Origin of the sequence: Nocardioides sp. GY 10113, assembly GCF_004919105.1 — a bacterium.
Taxonomy (GTDB): Bacteria; Actinomycetota; Actinomycetes; order Propionibacteriales; family Nocardioidaceae; genus Nocardioides.
Genome location: NZ_STGK01000010.1, coordinates 95,110 through 115,928, shown reverse-complemented (window position 1 = coordinate 115,928; position 20,819 = coordinate 95,110). Strand labels below are relative to the sequence as shown.

Annotated in this window: 10 protein-coding genes; 9 read left to right on the top strand and 1 reads right to left on the bottom strand. The window is 73.9% G+C overall.

Features of this window, described 5'->3' with window-relative positions:
- The first annotated feature begins 11 nt into the window (after positions 1 to 11).
- Complete coding sequence (locus tag E8D34_RS13305; RefSeq protein WP_136595125.1) at positions 12 to 7,040, top strand: DUF5979 domain-containing protein; 7,029 nt, start codon at positions 12 to 14, stop codon at positions 7,038 to 7,040.
- A 3-nt stretch (positions 7,041 to 7,043) separates the two neighbouring features.
- Here E8D34_RS13305 and E8D34_RS13300 read toward each other — a convergent pair whose 3' ends face one another.
- On the bottom strand, positions 7,044 to 8,618 hold the full coding sequence (locus E8D34_RS13300) for an adenylate/guanylate cyclase domain-containing protein (protein ID WP_136595124.1): 1,575 nt from the start codon (positions 8,616 to 8,618) through the stop codon (positions 7,044 to 7,046).
- Between the two features lie 86 nt (positions 8,619 to 8,704).
- Here E8D34_RS13300 and E8D34_RS13295 point away from each other — a divergent pair, with 86 nt between their 5' ends.
- The 8 genes from E8D34_RS13295 to E8D34_RS13260 all read left to right on the top strand — a co-directional run bounded on the left by E8D34_RS13295 (position 8,705) and on the right by E8D34_RS13260 (position 20,722).
- Complete coding sequence (locus tag E8D34_RS13295) at positions 8,705 to 9,199, top strand: nuclear transport factor 2 family protein (protein WP_168929434.1); 495 nt, start codon at positions 8,705 to 8,707, stop codon at positions 9,197 to 9,199.
- Positions 9,200 to 9,242: 43 nt separating this feature from the next.
- Entirely contained in the window at positions 9,243 to 9,764 is a 522-nt protein-coding gene (locus E8D34_RS13290; protein WP_136595123.1) for a PGPGW domain-containing protein, read from the top strand.
- Between the two features lie 47 nt (positions 9,765 to 9,811).
- Positions 9,812 to 13,219 (top strand): exodeoxyribonuclease V subunit gamma, encoded by a 3,408-nt coding sequence (gene recC, locus E8D34_RS13285; protein ID WP_136595122.1) that lies wholly within the window; start codon positions 9,812 to 9,814, stop codon positions 13,217 to 13,219.
- Positions 13,216 to 16,623: a UvrD-helicase domain-containing protein gene (locus E8D34_RS13280; protein WP_240771341.1), complete on the top strand. Its 3,408-nt coding sequence runs from the start codon at positions 13,216 to 13,218 to the stop codon at positions 16,621 to 16,623. Before recC ends, E8D34_RS13280 begins: the two co-directional genes overlap by 4 nt.
- Entirely contained in the window at positions 16,620 to 18,443 is a 1,824-nt protein-coding gene (recD, locus tag E8D34_RS13275; RefSeq protein ID WP_206056711.1) for an exodeoxyribonuclease V subunit alpha, read from the top strand. Before E8D34_RS13280 ends, recD begins: the two co-directional genes overlap by 4 nt.
- Before the next feature lie 58 nt (positions 18,444 to 18,501).
- Entirely contained in the window at positions 18,502 to 19,116 is a 615-nt protein-coding gene (locus tag E8D34_RS13270; RefSeq protein WP_136595121.1) for an amino acid-binding protein, read from the top strand.
- Positions 19,117 to 19,248: 132 nt separating this feature from the next.
- The gene (locus E8D34_RS13265; RefSeq protein WP_136595223.1) at positions 19,249 to 19,701 is read left to right on the top strand and encodes a nitroreductase family deazaflavin-dependent oxidoreductase; all 453 of its coding nucleotides are present in this window, start codon (positions 19,249 to 19,251) and stop codon (positions 19,699 to 19,701) included.
- A 76-nt stretch (positions 19,702 to 19,777) separates the two neighbouring features.
- Positions 19,778 to 20,722: a 1,4-dihydroxy-2-naphthoyl-CoA synthase gene (locus tag E8D34_RS13260; RefSeq protein ID WP_136595120.1), complete on the top strand. Its 945-nt coding sequence runs from the start codon at positions 19,778 to 19,780 to the stop codon at positions 20,720 to 20,722.
- Positions 20,723 to 20,819: the final 97 nt, after the last annotated feature.

Sequence of the window (20,819 nt, the reverse complement as noted above, 5' to 3'; positions counted from 1 at the left end):
ATGGTCCCGCTATGACCCGGGGCGCTCGGCGGGACCCAACTCGGTGGTCAGGGCTGCGGCGCTCGGGCCTGGTTGCCCTCGCCCTGCTGCTCGCCGCCCTCGGACTTCCCGTGGTCGCGGCCAGCCCGGGGCTCGCCCTCCCGGACTCGCTGGACATCGAGAAGAGCGTCGACAACGCGACGCCGCAGCCGGGTGCCAACTTCACCTACACGATCCAGGTGAACTGCTACGAGGAGGACTGCCTCGACACCCAGATCACCGACGCCCTGCCGGCCGCGCTCGACGGCTTCCCGATCGTCAACGTCTCCTTCACCCCCGGCAGCGTGCCCAACACGGTCACCTGGGAGCCCGGCGGTACGACGGACCCGCCGGCGACCGTGGGGCCCGACACCTCGCTCACCGTCGACCTCGAGCAGGTGACGGACAACCCGGTCGGCACCGGCCTGGAGGCCGGCAGCAACTTCACCGTCCAGATCACCCTGCGGGTCCCCGACGACTTCCCGCCGGGGCTGAGTCCCGACATCGTCAACGAGGCGACGGTGACCGCGAGCAACGCGGACGAGAAGAGCGACGACGCCACGATCAACATCGACTCCGAGGTGATCGTCGACGTCACCACCGACAAGACCTGGGGCCCCACCCCGCAGGACTTCGGCGTGGGCTCGCCCTCCACGATCGGCCTGGACGTCCGCAACACCTCCAACGTGTCGGTCGACGAGATCCAGCTCCAGGAGCCGTCGGCGGCGCCTGACGGCGCCACCGAGCTGGACCCGAGCAACCCGTTCACGATCACCGACTTCACCGGCTTCGGCGACGTCACGCTCCCGGCCGGATGCGACAGCGTCCAGGTCGACGCCTACGTCCAGTCGCCCGACGGCACCTGGAACTGGGCCAACGGGCCGCCCACGCCGACGCCGACCGACCTCACGCTCCCGCCCGGCGTCACCAATGCCGACGTCGGCGGCATCCGGGTCACCTGCACCGGCGACATCCCGCCCGGTGAGTCCGTGAGCGTCGACCTCGGGCTCGAGCAGCGGGCAGGCGACCGCAACGACGACAGCGACCTGTCCACCGAGACCCACACGGTCGACAACGTCGCGACCGGATCGGTCACTAACGAGGACGCCACCGAGACCGACGACGGCACCGCCTCCTACACCGTCGACCCGCTGATCCCCACCGTCGAGGCGGGGAAGAACATCACCCCGCAGCGGATCACCGCCGGCCAGTCCTCGACCGCCACGATCACCGGTACCAACGGCGACACCCCGGTCACCTCGCTGCACCTGGCCGACGTCGACTTCTTCACCCCGCCCGACGTGGCCTTCGGGGGCTGGACCGGGCCGCTGACCTGGCCGGCCGACGCCGACGAGGCGACGATCGTCTACCAGCCCGGCGGGGAGACCGTGGTCGTCGGCCCGGGCGAGACGCCGCCCGATCCGACCGGCGACATCACCGGCTTCGAGATCACCTGGACCGGTGACATCCAGCCCAACGAGACCGGTGGCGGTTCCTTCGACATCGACACCACCGAGAACGCCACCGGCGGCGCCGCGGAGGTGACGCTGACCAACAACCTCGACGTCGACGTCGAGGCCGGCAACGGGCTCACCGACGACGCGAACGCCACCGACGACCTGGAGATCGTCAACCCCTCGGTCGAGGTGACGCTGGACAAGACCGTGCGGCCGAGCACCCCGGTCTACCCCGGCGAGACGGTCATCTCGTCGCTCGAGACCAACGCCACCGCGACCGGCGACGGCGCGTTCGTCGACGAGATCGTGGTCACCGACGCCTGGGACGGCGCCTGCGACGGCTTCTGGAACGCGTTCAACATCTCCGCGGTCGCGCCCACGCAGGTGCCCGCCGACACCGTGCTGACGATCGAGGTGCAGGACGCCTCGGGGAGCTGGGTGGCCATCCAGGCCTACGGCCCGGAGACCGCCGCCACCGTCTTCCAGATGAGCCAGGCCGAGGTCACCGCGGCACTCTCCGCCGCCGGCCTGAGCGCCGACGACGTCCAGGGCGTCCGGTTCACCTTCACCAACCAGTCGGCCGACGGGTTCCCGTCCAACACCACCGTCACGCCGAACATCGAGTTCACCGCCCGGGGCGACCTGCGCGACCCCACCTGCCCCGCGCCGCCCGAGGACACCCCGATCACCTACAGCAACAGCGCCACCGCCGAGATCGAGGGCGAGACCGACGGCGGCAACGAGCTCACCGACGGCGACGGGAGCACCGACACCGGCGAGGTGATCATCCCGCCCGGCGGCGGTCCCGGTGCGGTCGACGTCGAGAAGACCTGGGACCGCGACGTCGCCTCGCAGTCCAACCAGGAGGCCGGCTCGCGGCTCGACTGGAGCGTCGGCGAGGGGCTCGACCCGGTCGTGCTGACCGACATGGCCAGCGACCCTGCCACCGGTGACATCGCCGACAGTGTCTTCGACGCCTTCAACCTGACCTCCGTCGACGCCATCGCCGCCAGCGACGACCCCTACGCCAACGGCTGGTGGCTGAAGTACGACACCGTCACCAGCGTCGAGCTGTACGACGGCACGCAGTGGGTCACCGTTCCGGCGCCGGGCGGCACCTGGATGACCGCCGACCGCGGCTTCAAGGGCTACGCGCTGACCGCGGCCGAGCAGGAGTCGACCATCGGCGTACGGATCACGCTGGAGGAGACCGCCGAGGACACCGCCGCCCGTGAGGCCGCCCAGCAGGTCGGCGACGCCTTCGACCCGTTCGCGCCCGACCCCGGCTCCGGCGTCGGCGCGGGCTCCACCTGGCGCTCGTTCAACCTGGGCTGGGAGCTGCGCGACACCCGCCGGTCGGACGGCTCCTTCGTCACCGGCGACCTGATCTACAACACTGCCGACGAGGGCCTCGTCGACAACACCTTCCGGGTCACCGGCACCGAGAGCGGGGGCGGCACCGTCACGGACACCGACGACGACACCATCCTGATCATCGACCAGCCGCCCGCGGTCGAGGTGGAGAAGAGCGTCGACCCCACCGAGGACGTCTACACCCCGCCGGCCGGCACCGACCCGGCCGACTACCCGTACGTCGACTGGAGCGTCGTCGCCCACAACGCGTCGGTCGCGAAGGCGTCGTACGTCCGGGTGACCGACCCCGCGACCTGCACCGACACCACGCTGGCCGGCTGCCAGAGCGAGGGCACCCCCGAGGGGGCGCTGGCGGACCCGTTCGTCACCGACGGCAGCGTCGACTACCTGACCGACCCGTCGATCCCGAACCCGTTCGAGCGGTTCAACGCCACCAGCATCACCATCGGCGCGAGCGACACCTCGCAGGTCGACCTGGACGCGACCACCGTCTGGCTCCTGCGCTACGACGAGGCCACGGGCACCTACTCCACGACCCAGCACACCGCGACCGAGGTCAACGCGATGGGTCCGGCCGAGCTCGAGGACGTGGTCGGGATCAGCGTCACCTACCAGGGCACCGACCCGGAGGCCGACGGAGGATCCATCACGCAGGACACCGACCTCACCATCGACGTCGAGTCCCAGCTGCGGCCCACCTACCGCAGCGACGGGACGGACCTGATCCTGGAGGCGGGTGAGACCTACGACCAGACCAACCGGGCCTTCGCCCAGTCCTACGACCCGGTCACCGCGCCCGGCCAGGTCAGCGGGGACGTCGACGACGCCACCACCCAGCTCACCGGCGGCATCGTCAACACCACCGCGACCAAGTCCGTCGACCCGGCCACGATCACCGAGCCGCAGCACGACGCGGGCAACGACACCATCCGCGTCACGCTCGGCGCCAACCAGGGCACCGACCCGCGCAGCACCCTCTCGCCCGCCCAGGTGGTGATCGAGGACCAGGCGGGCTCGCCGGAGTTCTGGGACGCGTTCGACTTCGCCGACAACGTCAGCGTCGTGATGCCCAACGGCGCCGACCAGGTCCAGATCGACCTGTACGACGGGACGCAGTGGGTCAACGGGACGCCCGGCCCGGCGCCCGGCACCCTGCCCGCCGTAGCGGACGGCGACGTCCAGGGCATCCGGGTCACCTTCTCCCGCGAGGACGGCCAGCCGTTCTCCGCGACCGTGCCGGCCCCCAACTGGAACGGCTCGATCAGTTTCGACGTCGACCTGCGCGACGAGTACCGCTCGGGCGGCGGGGTGGAGTTCCCCTCCACCGTCGTCAACACCCAGACCTCGCAGAGCTTCCGTCCGGACGGCAAGGACTCCGACCCCGACGACGCCGGCGCGACCGTCGAGCTGACCCCGGGCACGCACGAGCTCGCGGTCAACAAGCTCACCAACGGCGGCGACCGGCTGGCCAGCGCGGGCGATTCGGTGCCGTTCGACCTGACCATCGAGAACACCGGGACCGGCTACCTCACGCTGACCGAGCTCACCGACGTCCTGCCGCCCGAGCTGGTGTACACCGGCGACCCCGCGCCGGAGTTCACCGCCGACCCCGGCGGGATGCTCTCCTCCGACGTCACCGTGACCGCCAGCGGCTCGACCGTGGTCTTCACCTGGCCCGACGACGGCAACGTGATGGCCCCCGGCGAGACCTTCACGATCCGGGTCTGGCTCGAGCTGCAGCCCGGGCTCGGGGAGGGCGAGACGGCGACCAACACGATGGTCGCCGGCACCGAGGAGCAGCTGGACCGGTGCACCAACACCGAGGACGGCGGCCCGATCACCGATGACTGGGCCGACGATCCCACCACCTGCGGCACCACCGACGACATCGGCACGGTCGTCGGCCCGAACCTGTTCGTCGCCAAGGGCGTGATCGGATCGCTGCCGGGCGCCATCCGGCCGACCGACCTGGCCAGCCCCTGCAACGCGAACCTCACGGTCGGCGGGCAGGCGTACTACCGGTCGCCCTGCGCCGCGAACAGCCAGGTCGGTGGCACCGACGACTGGGTGCTGCACAGCGTCAACTCCGGCACCGTGAGCATCGACCAGATGACGATCTTCGACCAGCTGCCGATCCCCGGGGACCTGACCCTGCTGGGGTCCGCCCGTGAGTCGGACTACCGCCCCCAGCTGGTCGCCGACTCCCTGGTCGTCGACGCCCCCGCCGGCACCGCGCAGACCATCGAGGTGACCACCAGCCCCAACGTCTGCGTCGGCACCTGGTCCGACCTCGTCAGCCAGCCGGTCTGCGAGCAGTCGGGCGAGATCTGGGTCGCCGCCGACGGCGGCACCGACTGGACGCAGGTCACCGGCCTGAGGATCGCCCTCGACTTCACCGGCACCACCGCGGGCAGCCTGCAGGCCGGGCAGGCCGTGGACGTCACCTTCTCGACGCTCAACGTGCTGCAGACCGCGCCCGGTGGCGCGTGGCCCGAGGGCGCCTCCCGGGTGGTCCCGGCGGCCGACGAGTTCGCCTGGAACCAGTTCGGCGTCAAGTACCTCAACAGCGGGCAGACCCGCGAGCTGGAGTACCGGAAGACCACGCCGGGCAAGGTCGGCGTGCACCTGCGCACCGGCTCGGTCCGGGTGGACAAGGAGATCACCGGTCCGGCGTCGATGTACGCACCCGACGAGTTCCTGGTGGACCTGACCTGCGTGGTCGGCGACCCCGACGGCGGGGAGCTCGACCTCGGCGACGCGGAGGTGCTGGAGCTGAACGCCGGCAACGGTTTCTCCGCGCGCGTCGACGGCATCCCGGTCAGCGAGCAGGGCACCCAGTGCACCTTCGAGGAGCAGGGCGACGTCGGTGACTTCAGCGAGACGTCCCGGTCCGGCACGCCGACGACCGTCGACGTGACCGAGCCGACCGACGACACGATCCCGGTCGAGGACCAGGACGTCCCGGGCGCGCAGATCGTGACGATCACCAACGACTACCAGTTCACCGGGCTCTCGGTGACCAAGCGCGTCGACACCGACGCCACCGACGTCGACTTCGGGCCGTTCACGTTCACGCTGTCCTGCGTCACCGCGACCGGCGACGACGTCGTCCTCGATGACGACGGGACCACCGAGGTCACCTTCCAGATCGGGCCGGAGGAGACGTGGATCGCCCCGGAGGACCGGATCCCCGTCGGCGCGACCTGCACCCTGACCGAGACCGACGCGGACGCCGCCAACGGCCTGATGTTCACCGGCGACAACCTGGTCGACAACGGCGACGGCAGCGCGACCGTGACCCCCGGCGAGACGCCGGCGGAGGTCGAGGTCACCAACGCCTACGACGCCGGCTCCTTCACCCTGGCGAAGGAGATCGACGGCGCTGGCGCCGCCCTGTACGGCGACGGCACCTTCGTCTTCCACGTGGTCTGCACCTACCAGGACCAGACGCCGTTCGGCGGCGACGTCGAGCTGCTGGCCGGCGACAGCATCACGCTCGGCCCCTACCCGACCGGCACGGAGTGCGTCGTCGAGGAGACCGGGACGGCCGGCGCGGACGCCGTGGCGCTCGACCCCGATGACGGCGTGGTGACCATCCCGGAGGCCGACGATCCGGACGCGCTGACCCAGGTCTCGATGACGGCGACCAACACCTTCGACGTGACTCAGCTGGAGGTCGAGAAGACGGTCATCGGCGACCTCACCGTGGCCGGGGCGAAGGGTCCGTTCACGGTGACGCTGGAGTGCACCCGCCTGGCCGACGGCGAGCAGGTGGCCTACGACATCCCCGGCGGCGCCGACCGGATCCTGCGCACGGCCAACGACTACCGGGCGAGCTACGACCTGCTCGCCGCCGTCTCCCGGTGCACGCTGACGGAGTCCGACGCCAACGGCGCCGCGGAGACCTCGATCGTGGCGACCGTGGACGGGGAGACCGTCCGGGGCGACGGTGACTCGGTGACCTTCGACCTGAGCGGCAGCGAGGAGGGGGCGATCGAGGCCAGCATCGAGGTCACCAACAAGTTCGTCCCGCCCGAGGTCGGCGGCACGAACGAGGAGAACCCGCCCGGCGGCGGTGGTTCGATCCTGCCGGGCACCGGCGCGGGGTTCGGTCGGGGGCTGCTCGGCCTCGGGCTGCTGCTCCTGGTCGCCGGCGGCGTCGCGGTGTACGGCGGTAGGCGCCGGGCCTGACGGTCAGCGCGTCGGGACGGCCACCGGCGTCGGCTCGGTGCGCCCGCGCAGCAGGCGCTCCCCGTCGGCGACCCAGTGCCCGGCCTCGCCTTCGGCGCGCTCGGCGGCCGAGGCGACCGAGTCCAGGGCGGCCAGGACCCGGCCCGGGGTCTCCTTGGCCAGGTCGGTGAGGCGGGAGGCGGAGTTCACCGCGTCGCCGATCACCGTGTACTCGAAGCGCTGCTCGTGGCCGACGTTGCCGGCCACCACCGGCCCCGTGGCGATGCCGATCCCGAACCCCACCTCCGGCACCTCCGCGGCCAGGCGCTCCGCCATCCGCCGCCCGCAGGCCAGCGCGAGGGCCGCGTGGTCGGCCGCCTCGACCGGCGCGCCGAAGACGGCGAGCACGGCGTCGCCGAGGAACTTGTTGACCAGCCCGTGGCGCGCCGTCACCTCGTCGACGACCACCCCGAAGAAGCGGTTCAGCATCGCCACCACCTCGGCGGGTGAGTGCGTGGTCGCGTAGGTGGTCGATCCCACCAGGTCCACGAAGAGCACCGAGGCGGTCAGCGTCTCGCCGCCCAGCGGGATCTCGCCCGTGCGCACCGCCGCGGCCGCCGCGGCCACCTCGTGCCCGACGTGGCGGCCGAACAGGTCGCGGATCCGCTCGCGCTCGCGCAGTCCGGCGGCCATCGCGTTGAAGCCGCTCTGCAGCTGGCCGAGCTCGGTGCCGTCGTACACCGGGACGTCGACGTCGAGGTCTCCCTTCTCGACCTCCTGCAGCGCGTCGCGCACCGACAGGATCGGGGCGACCACCGCGCGGGTGTTGAGCGTGGTGATCAGCGCGCCGGTGAGCAGCGCGATCGTGCACAGCACGATGGTGACGATGGCGAGCTGGTCCAGGGTCGCCTCGTCGCGGGTCAACGCGAGCACGGCGGCGATCAGCAGGCCGGTCACGGGGGCGGCGCTCCCGGTCACCCAGAACAGCATCATCCGCGGCCCGACGCCGACGCCGCGCAGGCGGCCGGTCACCCGGCGGTCGGAGAGCGCGCGTGCGGCGATCGGGCGCAGCGAGAACTCCGTGACCAGGTAGGCGACGCCGGAGACCACGATCGCCCCGATCCCCACCGTCAAGCCGGTGCCGAGCGCGCGCGACGGCTGGATCACGCTCGCGAGCACCGTGAACAGCACCGTCCCCGCCGCCCAGATCGCGAACTGGATCAGCGTCAGCCACAGCGGCACGCGCAGGGCCCGGGCCCGCACGGCGGGGCTCGGGTCGACGCCGGGCTGGGTCGCCCAGCGGAGCGCGCGGAACGCGCCCGCGGTCCCGGCCAGCACGCCGACCACCACGCCCAGCAGGACGTAGGCCGGCACCGCGATCGCGAGCGCGATCACCATCTCCCGCGTCGGGTCGGGGGACGGGATCGCCCACATGTTGACGACGAAGACGACGAGCGCGCCGAAGACGTTGGTCACCAGCAGCAGACCGGTCAGCAGCAGCTGGACCCGCAGGCGCAGCTGCCGCGGGCCCTGGTCGCGGGCGCCGAGCACCCGGGCTCCGAAGGGCGCCCGACGACGGCGGTTCGTCGAACGGGCCATGACCGGAGGGTAGTGGCTGCGTGTTTCCGGCCACCGTTAGTTGCAGACCGGGGCCGCGGAGCGGGCCGGTCTGTTTGGATGCCCGGGTGAGTCGCTTCAGCGCCGACGAGATCAGCGAGGCCTACGCTGCGTTCCACGTGCGCGTCGAGGAGATGCGCGACGCCGGCGAGTGGGACGGGTACGCCGACCTGTTCACCCCCGACGCCGTCTACGTCGAGCACGGCATGGGCACGTTCCGTGGGCGGTCGGAGATCCGGGACTGGGCGGTCCGGACGATGACGGCGTACCCCGGGCGGCTGATGACCGGCTTCCCGCTGAGCTGGCAGGTGGTGGACGCCGATGCGGCGCGCCTGGTCTGCGAGGTCCGCAACCCGATGCCGGACCCGGGCGACGGCACGCTCCTGGAGGAGCCGAACATCACGATCATGACGTACGCCGGCGACGGGCTGTTCTCCCGCGAGGAGGACGTCTACAACCCGCTGCGCTTCCACGCGATGGCGCTGCGCTGGGCCCGGATCGCGGTCGAGCACGGGCGCGCGGACGACGAGGTGGTCGGCTACCTCGAGCGGTTCGGCGGATGAGGGCTCGGCGGATGAGGTTGCCCCGTTCTGGGAGGCTCGTGCCATGAGCGACGCGGCCAAGCGACTCCTGCTGGAGGGGCTGGGATGGGTCGTCCTGGTCGCCGGGATCGCGGCGCTCTTCCTTCCCGGCCCGGGTCTGTTGCTCACCTTCGCCGGCCTGGCGCTGCTCTCCCGGCAGTACACGTGGGCCGAGCGGTGGGTGGATCCGGTGCGGCTGCGGGCGCTGCGCGGCGCCGCCGAGAGCGTGGAGACCTGGCCGCGGATCGTGCTCTCCACGCTCGGCGCGCTGGCCATCGGGGCCTTCGGCGTGCTCTGGATCATCGAGCCTCCGGCGCCCTCGTGGTGGCCGTTGGAGGCGTCGATGTGGCTCCTCGGCGGGGACTGGACCGGCGTCACCATGCTCGCCTCCAGCGCGATCGCCCTGGCGCTGGTGGTCTACTCCTACGGCCGGTTCCACGGGAAGCCCGAGGCGGTCGCCGCGCTGCAGGGCGAGATCGACGACGCCGACGACGACTGGCAGGAGCACCACCCGCGGCTGCACCGGCGCGACGACGCGGACGACTGACCCGGCTCCGCGGTTCGGTCGGGCCCTGCCACTAGCCTCGGACCACGATGGCCCTCCACCTGCACCGCGCCTGGCGTACCGACCGGCTCGCCGACGACCTGGGCACCCTGCTCGCGACCCCGCTGCCTGACCCGTTCGCCGAGGAGGTCGTCGTCGTTCCGGCGCGCGGCGTGGAGCGCTGGCTCACCCAGCGGCTCTCGCACCGGCTCGGCGTCGGCCCGCGCGGGGGCGACGGGATCTGCGCCGGGGTGCGGTTCCTCCAGCCGGCCACGCTGGTCGGGCTGTTGCTCGGCCGCGACGCCGATGACCCCTGGCACCCCGACCGCCTGGTCTGGCCGCTGCTGGAGACCATCGACGAGCACCTGGACGAGCCGTGGTGCGTCACCCTCGCCACCCACCTGGGTCACGGTCTGGACGGCGAGGAGGGCGAGCTGCGGCGCAGTCGCCGCTGGGCCGTCTCCCGGCGCCTGGCCGGCCTCTTCGCGTCGTACGCCGTGCAGCGACCCCGGTTGGTCGCCGACTGGCGCGAGGGGCGGGACACCGACGGCATCGGCGGCGCGCTGCCGCCCGACCTGCGCTGGCAGGCCGAGCTGTGGCGCCGGCTGCTGGAGCGGATGGGCGGAGAGGCGCCGGACCAGCGGCACCGCCGGGTGTGCGACCGGCTCCGCGGCGGCGGCGACACCGGCGCGCCGGACGGCCTCGAGCTGCCCGGCCGGCTCTCGCTGTTCGGTCACACGCGGTTGCCGGCGACTGAGATCGAGCTGCTGGGCGCGCTGGCCGAGCACCGCGACGTGCACCTGTGGTTGGCCCAGCCCTCGGCGGCGCTCTGGGACGCCGTCGCCGGTGCCGCGCGCGCCACGGGCGGCTCGCGGGCCGACGACGCCACGGCCGGCCTGGTCGCGCACCCGCTGCTGGCCTCGCTGGGCCGCGACTCCCGCGAGCTCGCCCAGGCGCTGACGGCCCCCGGCCCGACCACGGTCGACACCCCGGTCGCGGCGGAGGCGCCGCTGCCGCCGACGCTGCTGGGCTGGCTGCAGTCGGACCTGCGCGCCAACCGGGCGCCGTCGGCGGAGGAGGTCGCGGCGCGCGTGCTCGCTCCCGGCGACCGCTCCGTGCAGGTCCACGCCTGCCACGGCGCGGCCCGCCAGGTGGACGTGCTGCGCGAGGTGCTGGTCGGCCTGCTCGCCGACGACCCGACGCTGGAGCCGCGCGACATCGTCGTGATGTGCCCCGACATCGAGACCTACGCTCCGCTGATCTCGGCGGGGTTCGGCCTCGCCGAGATCGTCGGCGACGGGGTGGCCGTGCACCCCGCCCACGGCCTGCGGGTGCGCCTCGCGGACCGCTCCGCGGCCAGCACGAACCCGCTGCTCGCGGTCGCGGTCACGCTGGTCGAGCTCGCCGGCGGTCGGGTCACCGCCTCCGACGTCGTCGACCTGCTCGCCCGCGACCCCGTGCGCCGCCGCTTCGACCTGACCGACGACGAGCTCGCCCGGATCGCGCGGTGGGTCGCCGACGCCGGCGTCCGCTGGGGGCTGGACGGGCCGCACCGCGCCGCCTTCCGGATGGAGGGATTCACCCAGAACACCTGGCGGGCCGGGCTCGACCGGTTGTTGCTCGGCGTGGCCATGGGCGGCGACGAGCACCGGCACCTGGGGCGGGGCCTGCCCGTCGACGACATCGGCAGCGGCGAGATCGACCTGGTCGGGCGGCTGGCCGAGGCGGTCGACCGGCTCGCCGACTGCCTCGACGGCCTGGGCCGCGCAACCCGCGCGGGAGAGTGGTTCAGCACGCTCGCCGAGGGCGTGCGCGGCCTGTGCGACGTCGACGTCGACGACGCCTGGCAGCTGCCGCAGTTCGAGCGCGAGCTGGCCCGGGCGCGGGCGGGGGCCGACGCGTCGGGGCAGGGCGCGGACGTGCCGCTGCGGCTGGCCGACGTGCGGGCGCTGCTGGCCGCCCGGCTGGCCGGCCGCCCCACCCGCGCCAACTTCCGCAGCGGCACGCTGACCGTCTGCACGATGGTCCCGATGCGCTCGGTGCCGCACCGCGTGGTCTGCCTGGTCGGCCTCGACGACGGGGTCTTCCCCCGACACCCCACGGTCGACGGCGACGACGTCCTGGCCCGCGATCCGCAGGTGGGGGAGCGGGATCCGCGCAGCGAGGACCGCCAGCTGCTGCTCGACGCGATCCTCGCCGCCCAGGAGCGACTGGTGATCACCTACGCCGGCGCCGGTGAGCACACCGGCCAGGAGCGCCCGCCGTCGGTGCCGCTCGGGGAGGTCCTCGATGCGCTCGACCGCACCGCCACGCCCGCGACGGGCGCCGCGTCGGGCGCCGCGTCGGTGCGCGAGGAGATCCTGGTCCGTCACCCGCTGCAGCCCTACGACCCGCGCAACCACGCCGCCGGCGCGCTGGTGGCCGACCGCCCGTTCTCCTTCGACCGGGCGACGCTCGGCGGCGCCCGCGCGGCCGTCGGCCCACGCCGGCCGGAGGCGCCGTTCCTGGCCGACCCGCTGCCGGCGGTACCGTCCGGGGACCTCACCCTCAGCGAGCTCAAGGAGTTCCTGGTCAAGCCGGTGCGGACCTTCCTGCGGCGACGTCTGGTCGTCGCCACCCCGTTCGAGCCCGACGACATCGCCGACGCGATCCCGATCAGCCTCAACGGCCTGGAGGTGTGGCAGATCGGCGACCGGCTGCTGCGCGAGGTGCTCGCCGCCGAGGACCCCGCGGCGACCGCGCAGGCGGTGATGCTGGCCGAGCAGCTGCGCGGCACGCTGCCGCCCGCCGGACTCGGCCAGCGTGCGCTGGGCAACGTGGTCGAGGAGTGCCAGCAGCTCTTCGCCGCCACCGCCGCCCTGCGCCAGGGCGCGCCGCGCAGCCTCGACGTCGACGTGGACCTGGGGGACGGTCGCCGGCTGACCGGAACGGTGCCCCGGGTCTACGGCAACCAGGTGGTGACGCTCTCCTACTCGCGGCTGAAGCCTAAGCAGCGGCTCGAGGCGTGGGTCGACGTGCTCGCGCTGTCGGCGGCCTATCCCGACGAGAACTGGACCGCGCACGCCGTCGCCCGGGAGCGGTCGGGCCCCAAGCGGGCGCTGACCGGCCCTCTCGACCACCGCGCGACCGAGTGGCTGCGCGGCCTGGTCGCCCTCCACGACGAGGGGATGACCCGGCCGCTGCCGCTGCCGGTCGGTACCGCCGCGACCTGGGCCGAGGCGCACCAGCGCACCCTGTGGGGCGACCCGGTCGACGTCCGGGCCGCCGCCCGGAAGGTGTGGGTGACCGACCCGCACAACGCCTACGGCATCGAGGGCGAGGACGCCGAGCCGGCGCACCGTCTGGCCTTCGGGGCGGGCGCCGGGCTGGACACCCTGCTCGACCTCGGCCTGGCGGACGTGGCCTGGCGGCTCTGGGAGCCGCTGCTGGCCGGCGCGGAGAAGGTGGGACCCCTGTGAGCGAGCCAGCGAGCGGCCCCGTGACCGCGCCGATCGACCCGACCGAGCTGACCCCCTTCGACATCCGCGGCCCGCTGCCGACCGGCACCACCCTGCTCGAGGCCAGCGCCGGCACCGGCAAGACCTGGACCATCGGCGCGCTGGTGACCCGCTTCGTCGCCGAGGAGGGCGTGCCGCTGGAGGCGATGCTCGTGGTCACCTTCGGCCGCGCCGCCAGCCAGGAGCTGCGGGACCAGGTCCGCCGCCAGCTGGTGGAGGCCGAGCGGTTCCTCGCCTGGGCCCTGGCCGGCGCCGTGGCGCCCGAGCCGGGCCGGCGCAGCGACCTCATCGACCTGCTCCTCGACCAGGACGCGGCCACCCTGCGGCTGCGCCACCGCCGCGTGGTCCGGGCGCTCGCGGACTTCGACGGCGCCACGATCGCCACCATCCACCAGTTCTGCTCGCTGGTGCTGGACTCACTCGGCGTCGCCGGCGACACCGACGCCCGGGCGCGGCTGGTGGAGAACCTCGACGACCTGCTCGTCCAGGTCGTCGACGACCTCTACCTGCGGGCCTTCGCCGGGATCGGTCCCGGTGAGGCGCCGGTCTTCGACTACGCCGAGGCGATGGCGATCGCGCGCACCGCGGTCGCCGACCCGCAGGCCGAGCTCGAGCCGGGCGACGCGCCCCGCGAGGACCCGGCCGGGCGCCGCGTCTCCTTCGGGCGGGCCGTCCGGGCGGAGATGGAGCGGCGCAAGCGCCACCTCGGGGTGCTCTCCTACGACGACCTGCTGGCCCAGCTGCGCGACGCCCTGGCGGACCCGGACGCGCCGGCCCGGGTCCGGATGCGTGACCGGTGGCGGATCGTCCTGGTCGACGAGTTCCAGGACACCGACCCGGTGCAGTGGCAGGTCTTCGACCGCGCCTTCTCCGGGCACTCCACGATGGTGCTGATCGGCGACCCGAAACAGGCCATCTACGCCTTCCGCGGCGGCGACGTCACCACCTACCTCCAGGCCGCCGCGACCGCGACGACCCGGCACACGCTGGCGGTCAACTGGCGCAGCGACGCCGCGCTGGTCTCCGGGTTCGGCGCGCTGCTGGCCGGAGCCGAGCTCGGCGACCCGCGCATCGTCGTGCACCCGGTCGAGGCCCACCACCAGGAGCCCCGGCTGCGCGGCGCGCCGTCCGGCGAGGCCGCGTTCCGGGTCCGGGTGGTGCGCCGCGAGCAGTTCGGCAAGCGCGGCCGGAGCCTGGTCCCGGTCGGCGCCGTGCGCCCGCACATCGCCCGCGACCTGGCCCTCGACGTGCGCCGGCTGCTCGCCTCCGAGGCCACCTTCGACGGCCGCCCGGTCCGGCCCAGCGACGTGGCGGTGATCTGCTACCGGCACGCCGACCTGGCCCAGGCACGCGCCGCGCTGGCCGAGGTGGGCGTGCCCGCGGTCATCGCCGGCGGCGGCAGCGTCTTCGCCACCCCCGCCGCGACCGCCTGGCTCAGCCTGCTGGAGGCCCTCGAGCAGCCGCACCGCGCCGCCCGGGTGCGGGCCGCGGCGCTGACCGCCTTCCTCGGGTACGACGCGGCCGCGCTCGACGAGGGCGGCGACGACCTGACCGACCAGATCGCCGACCGGCTGCGGGCCTGGGCCGACGCCCTGGGGCGGCGCGGCGTGGCCGCCGTCCTCGAGGCGGCCAGCGCCGGCGGGCTCCCGGCCCGGTTGCTGGCCACCGCCGGCGGCGAGCGCTTCCTCACCGACCTGCGCCACATCGGCGAGGTGCTGCACGAGGTCGCCCAGCGCGACCACCTCGGCGTCGTCGCCCTGCTGGGCTGGCTGCGGCTCCAGGTCTCCGAGGCCGCCGAGGGTCGTGGCGCCGAGCGCACCCGGCGGCTGGACTCGGACGCCGCCGCCGTCCAGCTGGTCACCATCCACGCCAGCAAGGGCCTGCAGTACCCGGTCGTCTACCTGCCGGCGCTGGCCGACCGGTTCGTCCCGAAGCCGACCCGACCGCTCTTCCACGACGCCGCCGGCCGGCGCTGCATCGACGTCGGTGGCGCCGGACCGCACTGGGCCGACCACTGCCGGCGCTGGGCCGAGGAGGAGGCCGGGGAGTGGCTGCGGCTGCTCTACGTGGCCCTCACCCGCGCCCAGAGCCACGTCGTGGCGTGGTGGGCGCCGACGAAGAACGCCGAGGCGTCCCCGCTGCACCGGATGCTGCTGCGCGAGGGCTCCGCCGTGCCCGCCCAGCCGGCCGTGCCCGACGACGACGCGACCGCGCGGCTGTTCGGCGAGTGGCGCGACCGGGGCGGCCCGCAGCCCGAGGTCGCGCACCACGACGACACCCCGCCGGCGCTGCCCGCGAGCAGCCCGCCGGAGCTGGGCGTGCGCACGTTCGACCGCGCCGTCGACGTCGCCTGGCGGCGTACGTCGTACTCGGCGCTGAGCGCGGTCGAGGTCGCCGAGCCCTACGCCGGCGTCGGCAGCGAGCCCGAGGTGCTGGCCAAGGACGACGAGCGGGTGGCCGGCGACGCGGTGCTGCCGGTCCCCGCGCCGACCGCCGTGGTCGGCGACGTCCCCGCGCCGATGGCCGGGCTGCCGGTCGGCGCCACCTTCGGGTCGCTGGTCCACGCGGTGCTGGAGCACGCCGACCCGGCGGCCGGGGACCTGCGCGCCGAGCTGCTCGCCCACATCGAGGAGCAGCTGACCTGGTGGCCGGTGCCCGGCTTGGACCCCGACGAGCTGGCGACCGCGCTGGTCGCGGCCTGCGACACCCCGCTCGGCCCGCTGCTCGGCGACGCGACGCTGCGCTCGTTCGGCCGCGCCGACCGGCTCTGCGAGCTCGACTTCGAGCTGCCGCTGGCCGGTGGCGACCTGGTGCCCGCGGGCGCGGCGCCCGAGGTGCTGCTGGGTGACCTGGCCGACCTGCTCCGCCGGCACCTGCCCGAGGGCGACCCGGTGCGCGGGTACGCCGACGCGCTCGCCGTCCCCGCGCTGGGCGAGCAGGCGCTGCGCGGCTACCTGACCGGGTCGGTCGACGTCGTGCTGCGGCAGCGGGGCGAGGGCGGCGAGCCGCGGTACGTGATCGTCGACTACAAGACCAACTGGCTGGGGCCGCGCGACGTGCCACTGACCGCGGCCTCCTACGCGCCGGCCGGGCTGGACGCCGCGATGGGGCACTCCGACTACCCGCTGCAGGCGCTGCTGTACGCCGTGGTGCTGCACCGGTTCCTGCGCTGGCGTCAGCCGGGCTACGACCCGGAGCGGCACCTGGGCGGGGTCGCCTACCTGTACCTGCGCGGCCTCTGCGGACCCGAGACGCCGCGGGTCGACGGCGCCCCGTGCGGCGTCTTCGCCTGGCGGCCGCCGGCCGCGCTGGTGACCGACCTGTCCGACCTGCTCGACGGCGTGGCCCCGGGAGGCGCCCGATGACCGACACCGACCTGCCCCAGGCCGCGGCCGAGGCGCCGGCGCGCGGGGCCTACGACCCGAGGCTGGCCCGCCGGGCGCGTGGCCTGATGGCCGAGCTCAACGCGGCCGGGGTGCTGGACGCCGCCGACGTGCTGGTGGCCGAGCGGGTCGCCGCGCTGGGCGGCGAGACCGACGAGCGGGTGCGGCTGGCGGTCGCGCTCGCGGTGCGCGCGGTCCGGTCCGGCTCGGTCGGGGTCGACCTGCGGGCCGGCGAGGGGGGTGACCTGGCGGTCGGCCTCGGCCTGCCCGACGGCGCGGCGCTGCCCGAGCCGGCGGCCTGGACGGCGGCGATCGCGGCCTCGCCACTGACCGCCGCCGGGGTGCTGCACCACGATCTCGGCCTGGTCAGCCTGGACCGCTACCACCGGATGGAGCGCCAGATCGCCGACGACCTGGCGGGGCGGATCGCCGCCGCTGCGCCGGCCGTCGACGAGGACGTGCTCGCCCGGACCCTGACCCGGGTGGCCGGCGAGCACTTCAGCGACGAGCAGGCGGCGGCGGTCGATCACGCCGTCCGGCACCGCACGACGGTGCTCACCGGCGGCCCCGGCACCGGCAAGACCACCACGGTGGCGCGGATCGTGGTGGCGCTCGCCGACCAGTTCCACGCCGCCGGCGGCGACCAGCACTTCTCGGTCGCGCTGGCCGCGCCGACCGGCAAGGCGGCGACCCGCCTCCAGGAGGCGGTCGGCGAGGAGATCGAGGCGCTCGGGCTCGACCCGGCCGGGCTCGGCCGACCCGAGGCGCGCACGCTGCACCGGCTGCTGGGCTGGCGGCCCGACAACACGACCCGGTTCCGACACGACCGGGGCAACCGGCTCCAGCACGACCTGATCGTGGTCGACGAGGCGTCGATGGTCGACCTGACGCTGATGGCCCGCCTGCTGGAGGCGGTGCGCCCCGAGACCCGGCTGGTGCTGGTGGGCGACCCGGGGCAGCTGACCTCGGTCGGTGCCGGCGCGGTCCTCTCCGACCTGGTCGCGGGGTTCGCCGACCACCCGGACTCGCCCGTGGTGGCGCTGCGTCAGAACCACCGCTCCACCGAGGACATCAAGGAGCTGGCGCAGGCGCTGCGCGACGGCGCCGCCGACGCCGTGCTGGAGGTGCTTCGGCGCGGCTCGGCGGAGGTGGAGTACGTCGAGACCGACCAGCCCGCCGAGGTGCTGCGCGGGATCTGCGTGGCGGCGGCCCGCCGGGTGCACGACCGCGCCACCGGTGCCGGCGCCCCGGAGGAGCGGGCGGCGGCCGCGCTGGCGGCGCTGGAGGAGTTCCGGCTGCTCTGTGCCCACCGCGAGGGGCCCTTCGGCGTACGACACTGGAACCGGCAGGTGGAGCAGTGGCTCGCCGAGGACCTCGGCCAACCGCTCGGCCTGCCCTGGTACCCGGGCCGCCCGCTGCTGGTGACCAGCAACGACTACACGCTCGACGTCTACAACGGCGAGACCGGCGTGGTGGTCGCGGCGGACGACGGCCGGCCGCGCGCCTGGATCGCCGGGGTCGGGGCGCCGCGGGCGTTCGCGCCGGGCCGGCTGGACGCGCTCGACACCATGCACGCGATGACGATCCACAAGAGCCAGGGCAGCCAGGCCCGCGAGATCACGGTGCTGCTGCCCGACGCGGACTCCCGGCTGCTGACCAGGGAGCTCTTCTACACCGCGGTCACCCGGGCCAAGAGCAGGGTCCGGGTGGTCGGCACCGAGGCCGCGGTGCGGGCGGCGGTGGCGACCACGGCCCAGCGCGCCACGGGCCTGGCCGAGCGGCTCTCGGGCGCCGGCCGATGAACGGGCCAATCTCCGAACCGCCGCCCCGGCGGGAGCGCCGCCGCGTTAGCGTGGCCGCATGCCCTTCCTGATGCGCGTGGCACTCCCCGACGTCCCCGGTTCGCTGGGGCGGGTGGCGACCGCGATCGGTATGGCGGGCGGTGACATCGAGGCGATCGAGATCGTCGAGAAGCGCTCCGACGGCACGGCGCTGGACGACGTGCTGCTCGAGATCCCGCAGGGCACGATGCCCGACACGATCGTGTCGGCGTGCAACGTGTTGGACGGGGTCCGGGTGCTGTGGATCAGTCACTACCCGTCCGGCGGGACGCTGGTGCTGGACCTGGAGGCGGTCGAGGAGCTCACCGCGTCACCCGGGCACGCGCTGGACCGCCTGGTCGACCTGCTGCCGGCGACGTTCCGTGCCGACTGGGGCTCCCGGGTGCACCGGGCGAAGGGCGTCGTCTACGGCACCAGCGCAGCGCCCGACGAGCTGGAGTTCCTCGAGATCGAGGGCCCGGAGCGGCTCGAGGTCCCCGAGGACGAGAACACGCTGTACGCCGCCGCCCGGCTCGACGGCAACGAGATCGTCGTGATCGGCCGGCGCGGCGGGCCGGAGTTCCTGGACTCCGAGCTGGCCCGCCTCGGGCACCTGTGCGGGCTCGCGGTCACCATCGCCAACGCCAACGACTGACCCGCCGCCGCTGGTTGAGGTGCGAGGCGCCCCGGCGCCGGCGTCGCCGGTGGTTGAGGTGCGAGGCGCCCCGGCGCCGAGCCTCGAAACCACCTCTGGAATCCGGGCCCGCGGCATGGTGTTGTGAACACCATGGATCTCCTCGAAGGAACCTACGAGCCGAACCCGCAGGCCTGGGTGCGTGACCAGGTCGAGACCTACGAGGCCACGGACGGCCGCGAGGCGAACACGCTCATGGACCACCCCGAGTGGCCGATCGTCGTGATCACCTCCCGCGGCGTGAAGTCCGGCAACCTCCGCAAGAACCCGGTGATGCGGGTCGAGAAGGACGGGGTCTACGCCGCCGTCGCCTCCAAGGGCGGCACGCCGGAGAACCCCGCCTGGTACTACAACTTCGTCGCCGATCCGGTCGTCCAGCTCCAGGACGGTCCGACGCCGGCGCTCTACCGGGCGCGGATCGCCGAGGGCGCCGAGCGCGAGGAGTGGTGGGAGCGCGCGGTGGCGCAGTACGCGCCGTACGCGGAGTACCAGGAGAAGACCGACCGCAAGATCCCGGTCTTCCTGCTGGAGCGCATCGAGGACTGACCGGGCGCGCGGGCACCGGTCGGGCGTCCGCGACCTGCCCCCTGCGGTCGGCGGGGCGGGCAGTAGCGTTCGCGTCATGAGTGCGATCGACGGCGTGAGCGAGATCTTCGACGCGAGCCAGTGGGACGTGGTGCCCGGCTTCGAGGACCTCACCGACCTGACCTACCACCGCGCCAAGGCGCACGGCACGGTCCGGATCGCCTTCGACCGCCCCGACGTGCTCAACGCGTTCCGCCCGAACACGGTCGACGAGCTGCTCCGCACCCTGGAGCACGCGCGCACCTCCGCCGACGTCGGCTGCGTCATCCTGACCGGCAACGGCCCGTCCGCGAAGAACGGCAAGTGGGCCTTCTGCACCGGCGGTGACCAGCGGATCCGCGGCAAGGCCGGCTACCAGTACGAGGACAAGGCGATCGGCGCGGACGACACCGGCGCCGAGGAGCCGAGCGCCATCGACAAGGCCAAGCTGGCCCGGCTGCACATCCTGGAGTGCCAGCGGCTGATCCGGTTCATGCCGAAGGTCGTCATCTGCGTGGTGCCGGGCTGGGCGGCCGGCGGCGGCCACTCCCTGCACGTCGTCTGCGACCTCACCCTCGCCTCCCGCGAGCACGCCCGGTTCAAGCAGACCGACGCCGACGTGGGCTCCTTCGACGGCGGCTACGGCTCGGCGTACCTTGCCCGCCAGGTGGGCCAGAAGTTCGCCCGCGAGATCTTCTTCCTCGGCGACGAGTACGACGCGGAGACCATGCACCGGATGGGCGCAGTCAACCGGGTCGTCGACCACGCCGACCTGGAGAAGGAGGCCCTGGAGTGGGGCCGCAAGATCAACGGCAAGAGCCCCACCGCCCAGCGGATGCTCAAGTACTCGTTCAACCTCCTCGACGACGGCCTGGTCGGCCAGCAGCTCTTCGCCGGCGAGACCACCCGCCTGGCCTACATGACCGACGAGGCCCAGGAGGGCCGCGACCAGTTCCTGGAGAAGCGCGACCCCGACTGGTCGCCGTACCCCTGGTACTACTGAGTCGGCGCGGGTGCGGGTCGTGTGCCTGAGCACCCGCTATTCCAGGGTGTGGGGCACACGACTCGAGCGGAGCGCCGGCGCCGGACGGCGTCGTGTG

Bases quoted from the DNA above. Each gene is read 5' to 3' on its own strand.
- E8D34_RS13305 (WP_136595125.1), top strand. From the start codon at position 12: ATGACCCGGGGCGCTCGGCGGGACCCAACTCGGTGGTCAGGGCTGCGG.
- E8D34_RS13300 (WP_136595124.1), bottom strand. From the start codon at position 8,618: ATGGCCCGTTCGACGAACCGCCGTCGTCGGGCGCCCTTCGGAGCCCGG.
- E8D34_RS13290 (WP_136595123.1), top strand. From the start codon at position 9,243: ATGAGCGACGCGGCCAAGCGACTCCTGCTGGAGGGGCTGGGATGGGTC.
- recC (WP_136595122.1), top strand. From the start codon at position 9,812: ATGGCCCTCCACCTGCACCGCGCCTGGCGTACCGACCGGCTCGCCGAC.
- recD (WP_206056711.1), top strand. From the start codon at position 16,620: ATGACCGACACCGACCTGCCCCAGGCCGCGGCCGAGGCGCCGGCGCGC.
- E8D34_RS13270 (WP_136595121.1), top strand. From the start codon at position 18,502: ATGCCCTTCCTGATGCGCGTGGCACTCCCCGACGTCCCCGGTTCGCTG.
- E8D34_RS13265 (WP_136595223.1), top strand. From the start codon at position 19,249: ATGGATCTCCTCGAAGGAACCTACGAGCCGAACCCGCAGGCCTGGGTG.
- E8D34_RS13260 (WP_136595120.1), top strand. From the start codon at position 19,778: ATGAGTGCGATCGACGGCGTGAGCGAGATCTTCGACGCGAGCCAGTGG.